The sequence below is a fragment of the Ruegeria denitrificans genome (assembly GCF_001458295.1).
GTDB classification, from domain to species: domain Bacteria; phylum Pseudomonadota; class Alphaproteobacteria; order Rhodobacterales; family Rhodobacteraceae; genus Ruegeria; species Ruegeria denitrificans.
On the sequence record NZ_CYUD01000009.1, the window covers coordinates 113565 to 127631 of the forward strand.

A 14067-nucleotide genomic window follows, 5' to 3' on the forward strand; every position below is an offset into this window, starting at 1 on the left:
CCCGCTGGAATGCGTGACCCTGCGTTTTTTCGGGCCGTTCTGTAGGTAATGTCCCTTTAAACCTAAGGTCATTCAAGGAAATGTTCGCGCAACCGGGGTTTCTATGGCCCGGTTTGATCTGCTATGCCGCACTGCAACATGAACCCCGCAGGAGCGATCATGAGCGCCACCGCCCGCAAAACAGCCCCGAACGCCGAGGACATCCGCACCCGAAAAGGCAGCACACCCTTGGTCAGTCTGACCGCTTATACCACGCCAATGGCACGGCTGATGGATGATCATTGCGACTTTGTTCTGGTCGGTGACAGCGTCGGCATGGTGCTTCATGGGCTGGAATCGACGCTTGGGGTGACGATGGAAATGATGATCCTGCACGGTCAGGCCGTCGCACGTGGCCTGAACAGTGCGATGATGGTCATCGACATGCCCTTTGCCAGTTACGAACACGATCCGACCCACGCCTTCAAGAACGCTGCCCGCCTGATGGCCGAAACCGGCGCAGGCGCGGTCAAGCTGGAAGGCGGCGTGGAAATGGCCGAGACCATCCGTTTCCTGGTCAAACGCGGCATCCCGGTGATGGCGCATATCGGTCTGACGCCACAGTCGATCAACACGCTGGGCGGCTATAAGGTGCAGGGTCGCGACGAACAGGCGAAGGCCGTGCTGGCCGATGCCCATGCGGTGGCCGAGGCTGGTGCATTTTCCGTTGTGCTTGAGAAGGTGCCGCAAGGCCTGGCTGATCAGATCACCGCCGAGGTTGCAATCCCGACCATCGGCATTGGCGCCTCGGCCGGATGCGATGGGCAGATTTTGGTCGTGGACGACATGGTGGGCTTTTTCACCGCTTTCAAACCGAAATTTGTCAAACGCTATGCTGAGCTGGGTCCGCAAGCCGAGGCCGCCATCGCGGAATATGCCGCCGATGTGCGCGCCCGCACCTTTCCAGCGGATGAACATGTCTTTGCCGATCAGGCCCCGTCCAAAGGACCCAAGGCATGACCGCACCCATTCTGCGCCGCCTGACTGATTTGCGCGCGCTGACGACCAAATGGCATGACAACGGCGAAACGATCGGTGTCGTCCCCACCATGGGTGCGCTGCATCAAGGGCACCTGTCGCTGGCTGAGGCCGCCAAGGCCGGTACCGAAAGGGTGATCGTTACGGTTTTTGTGAACCCCAAACAGTTCAACAACCCCGACGATCTGGCCAAATACCCGCGGACCGAAAACGAAGATGCACAGAAACTGGCACCCTACGGTGTCGATGCGATCTATGTCCCCGACCCCGAAGAGATTTATCCGCAGGGCTTTGCCACCACCGTATCAGTCGCCGGTTTGACCGATGTGATGGAGGGTGAATTCCGACCCGGCCATTTTGATGGCGTCGCCACTGTGGTCGCGAAACTGTTCCTGCAAACGCAGGCAGATCGAGCCTATTTCGGCGAAAAAGACTATCAACAACTGATGATCGTCCGCCGTATGGCCCGCGATCTGGACATCCCCATCGAGGTGGTCGGCTGCCCCACGGTACGCGAACCCTCAGGTCTCGCAATGTCGTCGCGCAATCTCCTCCTCTCGCCCGAGGGGTTGAACATTGCGGCCAACAAGCACCGGATCATGCAGGGTGTGGTCCAGTCGCTGAAAGCGGGGGCCCCGTTTGAAACCGTGGCCGCACGGGCCGAGTCTGATCTGCTGGCCGCAGGCTTTACGCAGGTCGAATACATCCAACTGCGCTGCGCCGACACGCTGGACCCGCTGACCCATGCCACACGGCCCGCCCGGCTGTTTGCGGCGGCCTGGGCGGATGGTGTACGGCTGATCGACAATATTCCTGTCTGAACGCACTGGCACGATTGTCATTGTTTGCGCTAAAGTCCGGCAAAACCAGACCGGAGGGGGCGCAGGCGTGACCTATATTCTTGCCATTGATCAGGGCACCACATCATCGCGGGCCATATTGTTCGACGCGGAAATGCAGCGCGCAGGCACCGCGCAGCATGAATTCACGCAGCATTTCCCGCAGGAAGGCTGGGTCGAACACGACGCCGAGGAAATCTGGGAGAGCGTTCTACGCGTCTGCCGCGAGGTGATGGAAACCACCGGCGTCACCGCCGACCAGATCGCGGGCATCGGCATCACCAACCAGCGCGAAACCACCGTGGTCTGGGATCGCGCCACAGGTCAACCGATCCACAATGCCATCGTCTGGCAGGACCGCCGCACCGCTGAGATTTGCGCCCGTTACAAACGGGCAGGGTGCGAGGATGACGTCACCGCCCAGACCGGGCTGTTGCTGGACCCCTATTTCTCGGGCACCAAGGTCAAATGGCTGCTGGACACCGTGCCAGGCGCGCGCGACCGCGCCGAGGCCGGAGAGCTGATGTTCGGCACCATCGACTGTTTTCTGATCTGGCGTCTGACCGAAGGGCGCAGCCACGCCACCGACGCGACCAATGCCGCGCGCACCTTGTTGTTCGACATCCACAAGGGCGAATGGAGCGCCGAGATTTGCGATCTGCTGGACGTTCCGATGAGCATGCTGCCTAAGGTACATAACTGCGCCTCGGATTTCGGAGAAACGACCCTATTGGGGGGAAATATCCCGATATTGGGCGTGGCGGGCGATCAGCAAGCCGCCACGATCGGGCAGGCCTGTTTCCAGCCCGGCATGATGAAATCGACCTATGGCACGGGCTGCTTTGCCTTGCTGAACACCGGGGACAAGCCGGTTGAATCGAAGAACCGGCTGCTGACCACCATCGCCTATCAACTGGACGGCAAGCGCACCTATGCGCTGGAAGGGTCGATCTTCGTCGCCGGGGCCGCCGTGCAATGGCTGCGCGATGCGCTGCAGATTATCGAGTCGGCACCAGAAAGCGGCGAGCTGGCGCAAAAAGCCGACCCGAACCAGCATGTAGTGTTGGTGCCCGCCTTTACCGGCCTCGGCGCGCCCTACTGGAAACCTAATTGCCGGGGCGCGGTGTTTGGTCTGACCCGCAATTCCGGCCGCGCGGAATTCGCCAAGGCAACACTCGAAAGCATCGCCTATCAAACCCGCGACCTGTGGCATGCCATGCAAGGCGACTGGGGCGCGGATACCGATGTCACCCTGCGCGTGGATGGAGGTGCTAGCGCCTCAAACTGGGCCATGCAGGGACTGTCGGACTATCTGGGGGCCGAGGTCGACCGCCCGGTGATGCAGGAAACAACCGCATTGGGTGCGGCCTGGCTGGCCGGAATGCGGGCAGGGGTTTATCCGGATCAACAGGGTTTTTCCGAAACCTGGGCACTGGATCGCAGGTTTGAACCAGAATTGTCCGCCGAGGAACGCGACGCCGCCTATGATCGCTGGAAACGCGCCGTTTCCGCAGCCATGGCGTTCTGAACCTGGTGGAGGGTCAGCTGTGATCCTTCATCAGCCGCTGTTTCTGACGTGACCAGTCTCGCTTGGCCTGTGTCTCACGCTTGTCATGCAGCTTTTTACCTTTGGCGATGCCGATCTTCAGCTTCGCCCGGCCCTTGTGGTTGAAATACAAAACCAGCGGCACCAGCGTCATGCCCTTGCGCTGGGTCGCATTCCACAGATTCGACAGCTCTTTGCGGGACACTAGAAGTTTACGGCGGCGGCGTTCCTCGTGCTTGAAGACCTTGGCTTGCTCATAAGGCGCGATATAGCTGTTGATCAGCCACAACTCGCCATCCTCGACCGAGGCATAGCTTTCGGCGATGTTCGACCCGCCCACTCGCAGGGATTTGACCTCGGACCCTTCCAACACGATGCCACACTCGATATCGTCCTCGATCGCGTAATCGAAGCGCGCACGCCGGTTTTCGGCGATGACTTTGTAATTCGGGTCTGTTTTCTGCTTTTGCTTGGCCATGACGCGTTGATTTAGGCGGCTTGGGCGGCCCTTGCAAGCCGTTGTGGTCAGGACGTGGCCGAGATGATCAGATCAGGGCCAAAAATCGTGTCGGCGTGATTGTGCAGATAGATCTTCAGCCACGGCGTAAACCGCTGCGGATGGCGCTGCACTTCGGCCAGCAGATCGTGATAGTCGATCCAGCGGATATCCATCACTTCGTCTGGATTAGGCTCGATTTTTAGCGGGCCTCGGACGTGGGCCAGAAAGATGTCGACCACTTCATGTTCGATCATTTTGTTGCCGACATCGGCGTGATATTCCAGCCGGTGACGGTATTCGGGATACAAGCCAGTGATCCCCAACTCTTCGCGCAAGCGGCGCACAGCGCATTCCGAGGGCGTCTCACCCCAATCGGGATGGGTACAGCAGGTATTCGCCCACAGGCCCGGCGTGTGGTATTTGCCCAAAGCCCGACGCTGCATCAGGATCTCGGTGCCGCGCACGACAAAGACAGACACAGCCTTGTGCCGCAGGCCCTTTTCGTGCGCCTCAAGCTTGTCCACAGGGGTCAATTCACCGTCAACCCAGGCCGGGATCATGATTCCCATCTGTCGTCTCCTGCTGCCGATCCGCCAGGGCGGCGGGATGTATGGAATTGGCTGCCGCCGGACCGGCTTGGCTCTGCGAGTTCATGCGGGGGCATGATGAACCGCGTATCCCCAAGGTGGCCTTGATCCAACTAGTTATCAATCGCACGAAAGGCCGCAGGGGCTGCGGCCTTTTGCAATCATACGAACTGTCTGGTTTTAGACGTTATTCGCCCGAGACGCTGGCGATATAAGCATAAACGTCTTCGCCGCCCTTCTTCAGCTTGAAGGTCATTTTCGACTTGGCTGATGTCTCGCCCAGGTAATCTTTCAAAAACGCTTTGGGGTCCTGCGCGTATTCGACAAAGGTCGTTTCATCCCAGACCAGACCGTTTTCACCAGCCTCAACGATGCTGTCACCGTATTTGAACCCTTCAACGGTGCCTGCAGTGCGGCCTGCGATACCGTACAGATTCGGGCCAGTCTTACCGCCCTTGACGATGACTTCACCTTCCGGGTCGGCGATCTGATGGCAGGATTTGCATTTATTGAAGGCTTTCTTACCAGCCTCGGCGTCACCTTCCGCATAAGCAGGAAGGGCCAAAAGGCCGACTATTGCGGTAGCGAGGATACGATTCATAGCTTTTGCTCCGATACGAATTGGCTACACCGAATGGACCGTCGGTGCGAAAAAGAGTCAACACGCGGATTGCCGCGCGAGGGTACTGTGCCCTGCGGCATAAAGGCCGTCCTTAACTTATGTCATGTGGCGCGGACCAACAGGGTAATAGATCACCCCCTGCCGGTGTTGCCAAATAGATGGCGCGCGCGATGGCCCGTGCCAGACAGACCGAAGCCGCGTGTCCGATCAGCCCCAACTCTGCTTCCGCGTCGATGGTACGCGTGCCTGTGCTGACCGCAAAGACCAGATCGCCATCGCCGGGTGTGTGTGCCGGCAGGATTGCGCGGGCGATTCCATCATGCGCCGCCACCGCCAGTCGCTGACACTGCGGTTTCGACAAGACAGCATCCGTGGCCACAATAGCGATGGTTGTGTTGCCCTTATCCGGCTCGGCAAGCCGCATTGCCTGCACCTTACGGCTGGGTACAGGCAAGCCCAGCCCTGCGTTTGTATCTGACCCTAATCCGCCAAATTCATCATCAATTTCAAATGGCGCGGCCCAGAAATGACGGTCGCCGGGTGTTGTCACACTGCCCAGCGGATTGGCCGCAACCAGGGCGCCAACGGTCACCCCATTGTCCAGAACCAATGAGGCAGACCCCAGCCCCCCCTTGTGCCGCGCTGCCAAAGCGCCGGTTCCGGCCCCCGCTGTGCCCAATGCAAAACCCGCACCCGCATTGTCAAAGGCTGCCCGCCCCAGCGCGCGATAGGGATTTTCAGCCCAATTCTTGTCACCGCCATTCAGCAGATCAAACAGGATTGCACCTGGCACGATGGGTACCACTGTGTCGCCCACCGGATACCCCCTGCTCTTAACCCGCAACGCATCCGAGACGCCGGAGCATGCATCCAGCCCAAAGGCCGACCCACCGGATAAGGCGATTGCGTCCACCTGTGCCACGGATTTGTCAGGTGCTAGCAGATCGGTTTCCCGTGTGCCGGGTGCACCGCCCATCACGTGAACCGAGGCAGTAAAGGCCTGATCAGCCGTCAGAACAGTGGTTCCGGATTTCAACGCAGCGTCCTGTGCATTTCCGACCAACAGACCGGGAACATCTGTGATCAGATTGCGGGGTCCGGGGATCATGGGGCCACCTCAGATACAACGGCCACCGTCGACCTCCAGTGCGGCACCGGTGATCATGCTGGCTTCGTCCGAACACAGGAAACAGGCGGCATTAGCCATATCATCGGGTGTCGAGAACCGGCCCAACGGGATGGTCGACAGGAACTTGGCGCGCATCTCTGGTGTGTCTTCCCCCATGAAGGATTTCAGCAGCGGTGTTTCCCCGGCCACCGGGCACAGCGCGTTCACCCGCACACCCGAGGGCGCAAGCTCCACCGCCATCGTCTTGGTGGCCGTGATCATCCAGCCCTTGGAGGCGTTGTACCAGTTCAGGTTCGGACGCGGCGACAGGCCCGCGGTCGAGGCCACGTTCAGGATCGCCCCCGCCCCACGCGCCTTCATCGCTGGCACCAGCGCCCGTGCGGTCAGATAGACGGATTTCATGTTCACGTTGAAGACGCGGTCAAATTCCTCTTCGGTGACATCCTCCAGCGGCGTCGGCAGGTGCGTGACACCGGCATTGTTCACCAGAATATCCAGTTGCCCGAACCGATCCATCGCCATTTCCGCCATCGCCTGCACCGAGGCCGCATCCGCCACGTCAACCATCTGAGCAATCGCATTCGGCCCAAGCTGATTTGCCTGAACCTCGGCCGCGTCGCCATTGATATCAGCAATCATGACGCGCGCACCTTCGGACAGGAATTTCTGCGCGATCCCGGCACCAAAGCCGGACGCGCCACCGGTTACAATCGCGGTTTTTCCCTCTAACCTCATGATCTTGCTCTCCCTTACCGTATCAAACTAGCAAGGTACGGCGAAACTACCAGATCAATCTTCCGCGACCTTGCCGCGCAACGTCTTCACATCTGATCGCGCCTTTTTCGCCGCCAGCCGTCGTTTGACCGAGCCATAGGTGGGTTTAGTGGCAATGCGCCGCTTGGGTTTGACCAGCGCGCGGGTGATCAGTTCGGCCAGGCGAGCGCGGGCAATCTCGCGGTTGCGGGCTTGGCTGCGGGTCTCGTCACATTGAATGATAATCGCGCCCTCTTTGGTCCAGCGTCGCCCAGCCAGCCGTTTCAAACGCGACTTGACTGGATCAGGCAAAGACGGCGAACGCGCAGCTTCGAACCGCAGCTCGACCGCTGTTGAAACCTTATTCACGTTCTGACCACCGGGACCGGACGAGCGGACAAAGCTCTCGGTCATTTCCCAGTCTTGCAGAGTGATATCATCAGTGATGTGCAACATGGTTGGACCATACCTGCCGCGCGCAGAAACAAAAAGGGCCGCCCCGGCGGGACGGCCCTTCGAAAGTACAGGAGGTCGGGTCGGTTAGATCAATCGACCAGCCGGAGCGAGCGCTCCGCCAAGGGCTGCCCTAACGGACGATCCCCCCGGTTGTTCCGACACCTCTCTCCAATCTCTTTCTCGACACTGGATCACCTCCTTTTCTATCTGTTGCGGTTAACTCTGAGCCTGACACAAGATGCGCCATTCTCAAAGCACTTTTTTACGCAGGCTGAGCGGTCAACCGCGCAACGATCACCTTGAACGGGATTAGCGCGATCATCGCCAGCGACAGTTTCACCAACCAGTCGGCAAAGGCCAGCGTCACCCACAGGGGCACCATCGGGCCAGTCAGCATGAAGGGCACAGGCTCCCACGCCCAGTTGATCGCCGCATCAGCATTGGCACCGAAGACCGTGACCGAAGCTGAGAATGCGATGGTAAAAAACAACGCGGTGTCCAACGCCGAGCCAACCAGGGTAGACACCAGCGGCGCGCGCCACCAGCGACCACCGCGAAGCGAATTGAACACGGTGACATCGGTCAGCTGTGCAATCAGAAACGCCGTCCCCGAGGCAACAGCAATCCGCAGCGGCACGGCGGCATAGGTGAACCCGTCACCTTGCAGCATGATCTGGCTGCCGATCAGCGAACAGATGATACCGGTGACAAACCCAGCAAACACCACCTTGCGGGCCGTGGCCACGCCATAGACGCGGTTCATGATGTCGGTGACCAGAAAGGCCAGCGGATATGTAAAGGCACCCCAGGTCAGCAGCCCGTCAAAAATTAGGAACTGAACCAGAATGTTCGAGGCCACAACAATGGCGGCCATGGCAATAATGCCGGGTATATAAGCGCGTTGCATGTTTTCAGATGCCCGTTTTGACAAGGTAGCGGCGACTTGGCCAAGGGACCGTCCCAAGGCAAGCCGTGCGTTTAGATCCTTGGACGGCTCGAGTCAATCCGGCAGAAGATACTCTACCAGTTCGGTGCGCTGAAGGACCAGAAAGTTGTCGTCCGAGATCATCGTGGCGCGCAGCCGCAACTGATCATCGCGCCAGACCGACAACCCTTCGAGGTTGTCATGCGTGCCAGTACCGCTCGTGAACAGGGTTTCTTCAGCCCCGATTGTATCCCCCGTGATCTGCCACCGCCGCAGGCGGGTGCGGAACCCTGTCAGGGACAGGGCTCGTTCCAATAAATAGAACCGGCCATCCGGTCCGAAATCGGCAGATACAGGCAAAAATTTACCCCGCTGTGGCAACACAAAAGGGGTCGACCAGCTTTGACCGTCCCAGCGATAAACGGGGATGTCGCCCGCCTCGGTCCGGCTTCTTTCAGGAAGGGTATACAACCACCCCTGATTGTCGATTGCCAAGGCTTCGAACGAACCATTCTGCTTCAGATTATCAAATGCCTTGGGGCGCGGCAGCACCCGCGCTTCGGCGTCGGGGGCCGCGTACCGGGCAACGCGATGCACTGATTCAAATGAGATGTATTGGCTACCGTCCGGTGCGACCGCGATGCCTTCGGAATCCCCTGCTTCACCGGAAAGGGGTCGGCCCGTGCTGGACAGAACCGGCCAGTTCCCGGTGATCCGGACCCCTGTAATGTCGTCTCCGTCCCGTGCGATGGTCGCGCGGACAAGAACCGACCGGTCACTAAGCGCAAGCATATGCCGACCGTTGTCCGAGATATGCAGGGCCGAAAACCCACCAAACCAATCGTCCGGGTGGCGCCAGACGAAGCTGTTGAGATATGTGGCCGTCTTGACCTCGACCGCCCAAACCGCACCCGCCAGCAAAGTAGCAATCAGTTGGATTGCAAGACTGCGGCGCATTGCTGGGGCAAATCGGTCAGAACATACTCGCGGCGTTTCTTCGGCGCAGGCGCGTTCGGGTCAGGTGGCGGCGGGTTGAGGATGTTGCGCACCCATTGCTGTGCCTCGGCACAGCCATCACCTTTGGGCGGCGCGTCCTGATTGACACACCCGCGCGAGCCCTTGGGGCACTTCAGACGCACGTGGAAATGATAATGATGCCCCCACCATGGTCTGATCTTGCGCAGGTAGGCCCGGTTACCCTTTTCATCATTGCACATCTGAACTTTGGCCCCGGGAAAGACAAAAATCCGCGCTACGCGCTTATCCTTTGCCGCCTCACGCAGCACGGCGTGGTGCTGTTTCGTCCAGTTGCCATTCACATAAGCCCCGTTGGCGCGGCGCAGGGAAATAGACGAGATATTCTCGCGCGCTTTGCGAGACAGGCGCATATTGTCGCCGGGCAGCATCCAGATATCGATGTCCAAACCCAGCTGGTGGCTGCGGTGACCGGATGTCATCGGCCCGCCGCGCGGCTGGCTGATATCCCCGACATAGAGACCATTCCACCCCGGTTGCCGGGCCGCAAACTTGCTGAGGTCCTGCACGTAATCAACAGCCTGCGGGTGCCCCCAATTCCGGTTGCGCGACAGGCGCATGGCCTGCCAGGTCGGCCCGGTTTCGGGCAGTTGCACCGATCCGGCGGCACATCCGCGCGAATAACTGCCGAACGCGGCCGGTCTTTGTTGTGAACTTTGCTTTTGCGCTCCGAACAATTGCTTGGCCAGGGGCTGCGCCCCCACCGTACCTGCCAATGTCATCGCGGCGATTATTGCCAAAAAACGTAGTAAAATCATCTGCTCTGATCCCCTTCCGGTTTAACCCAGCGCATTAGGAACAGACCCAGAATAAACAACAGAATGACCGGTGACACCCCCAGACGCGCGCTGCCCGTGACAGTTGTGGCAATCCCGATCAACAGCGGCGCGGCAAAAGATGTCGCGCGACCGGACAGACCGTAAAGGCCAAAGCTTTCGACCGGCGCTTTGGGGTCGGTATGGCGCACCATCATGGATCGGCTGGCCGATTGCAGGATGCCCCCCATACCGCCAATCAGAACACCACAGCCGAAGAATACAATATCCGGCAGACCCGATCCTTCGGGCAAGGTGATGCCGTAAACCTGCGTCCGATCCATCGACACCACGGTGATGCAAACAAAGATCAGCACCCAAATCGCCACCAGAATAACTGGTTTAGGCCCGTATTTCTTGTCCATCTTGCCACCGATCCACGCAAAGATGGCCGAGGCCAGAACGCTGACAATCCCGAACACTCCGATCTTGATCAGCCCCCACTCCAATACCAGCCGCGCATAGACGCCTCCGAAGCTGTAAAGCCCGTTCAGCGCATCGCGGTAGAACATGGACGAGCCCAGATAGCTGGCCAGACTGCCCCGGTGGCGCAGGTCCGAGATTGACTTGCCCAACAGGCGCAGCGCTTCAACCAGACTGCCGGTCTTGTTGCTGTCCGGATCATCACGGACCCACAGGAAATAGGGCACCATAAATAGAATGAACCAACCGGCGGTAAAGGGACCCACGAACCGCGTGCCCTCCTGGCTCGCCGCATCCAGCCCGAACATCGGGTCCACCCCGATCAATGTCTTGCCGTTAGGCTGTTCGACGAACAGCAACAGCATGATCGCCAATGAAATCAACCCGCCGAAATAGCCAAACGCAAAGCCCGAACCCGAGATCTCTCCGACCTCGTTGTCATCGCCCAGATCAGGCAGCTGAGAATTGATGAAGATCAGCGCATACTCCGCGCCCACAAAGCCCAGCCCAAAGGCCGACAGCATCAACCACATATTCGAGCCATCCGGCAACGTGAACCACAGTGCGGCAGATCCCACCGCGTACATGACCGAGAAGGCAAATATCCACGGAATGCGCCGCCCCGATACATCCGCCATCGCACCCAGCAACGGCGCGCCAAAGGCAATGATCAGCCCGGTGATGGTCAGGCAATTGGCCCAGACCGTCTGTGCCCGCGCGGCTGCGGCCTCGGAATCCAACCCAGTGCCCGAAAAATACCCCGCCGCGACCCCGGCGAAGTAGGGGCCAAAGACAAACGTGACCAAAAGAGTGTGATACGGCTGACTGGCCCAGTCGAAAAACCACCAGCCCCAGATGCGCCTGCGCTTGGAAATCTCTGCCATAACTGCCCCTGTTTATTATTGCTTTTATAAGACGGGCCTTTGACCCAATTCGCAAGCATTGTGTTGCCGCGGGCTTGCTCTTTGTCGCGGAGGCGCTTACCTCTCGTCTCACGTATTTACCGGAGGCCCCATGCTGTCGTTGATCCAAATTCTGCTGCTGATCCTGGACATTGTCTGGTTCATCATTCTGGCCCATGTGATCATGAGCTGGCTGATCAACTTTCAAGTTCTCAACCTGCACCAGCAGCTGGTGGCGCAAATCTGGTACGGCCTCAACCGAATATTGGAGCCTATTTATGGCCCGATCCGCCGCATCCTGCCCAATATGGGTGGTCTGGACCTGACGCCTCTGGTGGTGCTGGTCGGGGTATATGCGCTGCGGATCATACTGATCAACAATGCGGGCTATTTCGTCTGACCTCTTGTTCACCGAATCTTAGTATGTGATTGTCCTGTCTTAAGAGCAGATAAACCTTAAAACAGGGCAACCCCGCACATGTTCGACGCCGCGCCCTTGCTGCGAGATGTCTTTGGATTCGACGATTTCCGCCCCGGTCAGGAAGAGATCGTCGATGCCGTCACGCTGGGTGAAAACGTGCTGGCGATAATGCCCACCGGGGGCGGCAAATCCCTGTGTTTTCAACTCCCTGCCCTTCTGCGTGACGGGGTGACGGTGGTGATATCCCCTCTGATTGCCCTGATGCGCGATCAGGTGCGCGGGCTGCAAGAGGCCGGGGTCGAGGCCGGTGCACTGACGTCTGGCAACACACCCGAAGAAACCGATGCCGTGTGGGAGGCGTTAGAGGCCGGGCGGCTGAAGCTGCTCTACATGGCGCCGGAACGGCTGGCCGCCGGGTCGGCCTTGGGCATGCTGCGGCGGATCAATGTCAGCCTGATCGCGGTGGATGAAGCCCATTGCGTCAGCCAATGGGGTCACGATTTCCGCCCGGACTACCTGCGGATCGGAGAGTTGCGGCGCGCGTTGGACGTGCCTTTGGCCGCCTTCACCGCCACGGCGGATGCCGAAACGCAAGATGAAATCGTCGAAAAACTGTTCGACGGCTCCGACCCGCGCAAATTCCTGCGTGGATTTGACCGGCCCAACATCCATCTGGCCTTTGGGGCCAAGGACGGGCCACGCAAGCAGATTCTGGACTTTGCCGAGGCGCGTAAGGGTCAATCCGGTATCGTCTATTGCGGCACCCGCAACAAAACCGAAGTGCTGGCCCAGGCCCTGCGCGCCGAAGGTCACACCGCCTGCCATTATCATGGTGGAATGGAGGCCGAAGACCGCCGCATCGTTGAAACCCGCTTTGCCCGCGAGGACGGCCTGATCGTGGTTGCCACCGTTGCCTTCGGAATGGGTATCGACAAACCCGACATCCGTTGGGTCGCGCATGCGGACCTGCCGAAATCCATCGAAGCCTATTATCAGGAGATCGGCCGCGCCGGCCGTGACGGCGGACCTGCCGAGACGCTCACCTTGTTTGGCCCTGACGACATTCGCCTGCGCCGGTCGCAGATTGACGAGGGGCTCGCTCCGTCCGAACGGCGCATGGCCGATCATGCACGCCTGAATGCTCTGCTCGGGCTGGCCGAGGCACTGGAATGTCGCCGCCAAACCTTGCTGGGCTATTTCGGCGAACAGGCGGCGCCTTGTGGTAAATGCGATCTGTGCGACAGCCCTCCGGAAGTGTTCGATGGCACCACCCCGGTCCGTATGGCCCTGTCAGCGATCCTGCGGACCGAGGAATGGTTTGGCGCGGGCCATCTGATTGACATTCTACTGGGCAATGAAACGGATAAAGTTCGCGCCCGGCGACACGACAATCTGTCCACGTGGGGCATTGGCAAAGACTGGTCGCGTCCGCAATGGCAGGCGATTTTCCGGCAGATGATGGGGCACGATCTGGTGCGCCCCGATCCCGAACGCCACGGTGCGTTGCGCATGACTGAAGCAGCCAAGCCGATCCTGAAAGGTGAGGCGCAAATCAACCTGCGCAAGGACACGATCCGCAAGGCCACGCGACGGCCCGCCGTCAAGATGATGGTGTCCGACGAAGATGCGCCATTGCTGAGCGCACTAAAGGCCAAGCGCCGCGCGCTGGCGGAAAACGCACGGGTTCCGGCCTATGTGATCTTTCCCGACCGCACCCTGATCGAAATGGCCGAAAAGCGCCCCGCGACGCTGGACGACATGGCCCGGATCAGCGGGGTCGGTGCGAAGAAACTGGAACGTTACGGCGACACCTTCCTCGAAGTGCTGACGGGCGCAGTCGAAGAATTGCACCCCGCACGGCGCAAACTGGCCGGGCGCGATCAGGGCGATATCTATGACCGCTTGCTTGAAGTGCAGGCTCGACTGTCGCGCGGCCCCGACGGGATCGACAAACCCCTGACCTGTTCGGCCTCGCAACTGGCCAAGGTCGCACAGCTGCGCCCAAATGACCCGCGCGGGATGGAGCAGGTGCTGGGCGACCGTCGTCACAAAAGGTTTGGTGTCGCATTTCTGGACGTGCTGCGTCAGGCGGGCTAGA

The 14067-nt window shown here is 59.7% G+C and carries 15 protein-coding genes; 5 read left to right on the forward strand and 10 right to left on the reverse strand.

The window, feature by feature from the left end; genetic code table 11:
* Window positions 1–159: 159 nt before the first annotated feature.
* The 3 genes from panB to glpK all read left to right on the forward strand — a co-directional run bounded on the left by panB (window position 160) and on the right by glpK (window position 3384).
* Window positions 160–999 carry a 3-methyl-2-oxobutanoate hydroxymethyltransferase gene (panB, locus tag RUE5091_RS14685; RefSeq protein WP_058282803.1) on the forward strand — a complete coding sequence of 280 codons (840 nt, stop codon included), beginning with the start codon at window positions 160–162 and terminating at the stop codon, window positions 997–999.
* On the forward strand, window positions 996–1838 hold the full coding sequence (gene panC / locus RUE5091_RS14690; protein ID WP_058282682.1) for a pantoate--beta-alanine ligase: 843 nt from the start codon (window positions 996–998) through the stop codon (window positions 1836–1838). The genes panB and panC overlap by 4 nt, the downstream gene beginning before the upstream one ends.
* Before the next feature lie 67 nt (window positions 1839–1905).
* On the forward strand, window positions 1906–3384 hold the full coding sequence (glpK, locus tag RUE5091_RS14695; protein ID WP_058282683.1) for a glycerol kinase GlpK: 1479 nt from the start codon (window positions 1906–1908) through the stop codon (window positions 3382–3384).
* Window positions 3385–3397: 13 nt separating this feature from the next.
* Here glpK and smpB read toward each other — a convergent pair whose 3' ends face one another.
* From smpB to RUE5091_RS14745, 10 genes are all read right to left on the reverse strand, one after another.
* Entirely contained in the window at window positions 3398–3880 is a 483-nt protein-coding gene (gene smpB / locus RUE5091_RS14700) for an SsrA-binding protein SmpB (RefSeq protein WP_058282684.1), read from the reverse strand.
* 47 nt (window positions 3881–3927) lie between these two features.
* Window positions 3928–4470 (reverse strand): isopentenyl-diphosphate Delta-isomerase, encoded by a 543-nt coding sequence (idi, locus tag RUE5091_RS14705; RefSeq protein WP_058282685.1) that lies wholly within the window; start codon window positions 4468–4470, stop codon window positions 3928–3930.
* 205 nt (window positions 4471–4675) lie between these two features.
* The gene (locus RUE5091_RS14710; RefSeq protein ID WP_058282686.1) at window positions 4676–5089 is read right to left on the reverse strand and encodes a c-type cytochrome; all 414 of its coding nucleotides are present in this window, start codon (window positions 5087–5089) and stop codon (window positions 4676–4678) included.
* A gap of 112 nt (window positions 5090–5201) precedes the next feature.
* On the reverse strand, window positions 5202–6218 hold the full coding sequence (locus RUE5091_RS14715) for a P1 family peptidase (protein ID WP_058282687.1): 1017 nt from the start codon (window positions 6216–6218) through the stop codon (window positions 5202–5204).
* Window positions 6219–6227: 9 nt separating this feature from the next.
* A complete protein-coding gene (locus RUE5091_RS14720) occupies window positions 6228–6974 on the reverse strand; it encodes an SDR family oxidoreductase (RefSeq protein ID WP_058282688.1) in 747 nt (248 codons plus the stop codon).
* 54 nt (window positions 6975–7028) lie between these two features.
* Window positions 7029–7448 (reverse strand): alternative ribosome rescue aminoacyl-tRNA hydrolase ArfB, encoded by a 420-nt coding sequence (gene arfB, locus RUE5091_RS14725; RefSeq protein WP_058282689.1) that lies wholly within the window; start codon window positions 7446–7448, stop codon window positions 7029–7031.
* A gap of 262 nt (window positions 7449–7710) precedes the next feature.
* Window positions 7711–8355, reverse strand: a complete 645-nt coding sequence (locus tag RUE5091_RS14730; protein ID WP_058282690.1) for a queuosine precursor transporter — start codon at window positions 8353–8355, stop codon at window positions 7711–7713.
* Window positions 8356–8448: 93 nt separating this feature from the next.
* Window positions 8449–9330, reverse strand: a complete 882-nt coding sequence (locus RUE5091_RS14735) for an esterase-like activity of phytase family protein (RefSeq protein WP_058282691.1) — start codon at window positions 9328–9330, stop codon at window positions 8449–8451.
* Complete coding sequence (gene mepA, locus RUE5091_RS14740; RefSeq protein ID WP_058282692.1) at window positions 9303–10166, reverse strand: penicillin-insensitive murein endopeptidase; 864 nt, start codon at window positions 10164–10166, stop codon at window positions 9303–9305. Before mepA ends, RUE5091_RS14735 begins: the two co-directional genes overlap by 28 nt.
* Entirely contained in the window at window positions 10163–11530 is a 1368-nt protein-coding gene (locus RUE5091_RS14745) for an MFS transporter (protein WP_058282693.1), read from the reverse strand. Before RUE5091_RS14745 ends, mepA begins: the two co-directional genes overlap by 4 nt.
* Before the next feature lie 130 nt (window positions 11531–11660).
* On the opposite strand from RUE5091_RS14745, the gene RUE5091_RS14750 reads away from it, so the two are divergent.
* Window positions 11661–11948, forward strand: coding sequence for a YggT family protein (locus RUE5091_RS14750; RefSeq protein WP_058282694.1), 288 nt, complete (start codon window positions 11661–11663; stop codon window positions 11946–11948).
* A gap of 78 nt (window positions 11949–12026) precedes the next feature.
* The gene (gene recQ, locus RUE5091_RS14755) at window positions 12027–14066 is read left to right on the forward strand and encodes a DNA helicase RecQ (RefSeq protein WP_058282695.1); all 2040 of its coding nucleotides are present in this window, start codon (window positions 12027–12029) and stop codon (window positions 14064–14066) included.
* Window position 14067 lies beyond the last annotated feature (1 nt).

What these genes read in the sequence shown, in the direction of transcription:
- panB (WP_058282803.1), top strand. Translation starts at nt 160, where the DNA reads ATGAGCGCCACCGCCCGCAAAACAGCCCCGAACGCCGAGGACATCCGC.
- panC (WP_058282682.1), top strand. Translation starts at nt 996, where the DNA reads ATGACCGCACCCATTCTGCGCCGCCTGACTGATTTGCGCGCGCTGACG.
- smpB (WP_058282684.1), bottom strand. Translation starts at nt 3,880, where the DNA reads ATGGCCAAGCAAAAGCAGAAAACAGACCCGAATTACAAAGTCATCGCC.
- idi (WP_058282685.1), bottom strand. Translation starts at nt 4,470, where the DNA reads ATGGGAATCATGATCCCGGCCTGGGTTGACGGTGAATTGACCCCTGTG.
- RUE5091_RS14710 (WP_058282686.1), bottom strand. Translation starts at nt 5,089, where the DNA reads ATGAATCGTATCCTCGCTACCGCAATAGTCGGCCTTTTGGCCCTTCCT.
- RUE5091_RS14715 (WP_058282687.1), bottom strand. Translation starts at nt 6,218, where the DNA reads ATGATCCCCGGACCCCGCAATCTGATCACAGATGTTCCCGGTCTGTTG.
- RUE5091_RS14720 (WP_058282688.1), bottom strand. Translation starts at nt 6,974, where the DNA reads ATGAGGTTAGAGGGAAAAACCGCGATTGTAACCGGTGGCGCGTCCGGC.
- arfB (WP_058282689.1), bottom strand. Translation starts at nt 7,448, where the DNA reads ATGTTGCACATCACTGATGATATCACTCTGCAAGACTGGGAAATGACC.
- RUE5091_RS14730 (WP_058282690.1), bottom strand. Translation starts at nt 8,355, where the DNA reads ATGCAACGCGCTTATATACCCGGCATTATTGCCATGGCCGCCATTGTT.
- RUE5091_RS14735 (WP_058282691.1), bottom strand. Translation starts at nt 9,330, where the DNA reads ATGCGCCGCAGTCTTGCAATCCAACTGATTGCTACTTTGCTGGCGGGT.
- mepA (WP_058282692.1), bottom strand. Translation starts at nt 10,166, where the DNA reads ATGATTTTACTACGTTTTTTGGCAATAATCGCCGCGATGACATTGGCA.
- RUE5091_RS14745 (WP_058282693.1), bottom strand. Translation starts at nt 11,530, where the DNA reads ATGGCAGAGATTTCCAAGCGCAGGCGCATCTGGGGCTGGTGGTTTTTC.
- RUE5091_RS14750 (WP_058282694.1), top strand. Translation starts at nt 11,661, where the DNA reads ATGCTGTCGTTGATCCAAATTCTGCTGCTGATCCTGGACATTGTCTGG.
- recQ (WP_058282695.1), top strand. Translation starts at nt 12,027, where the DNA reads ATGTTCGACGCCGCGCCCTTGCTGCGAGATGTCTTTGGATTCGACGAT.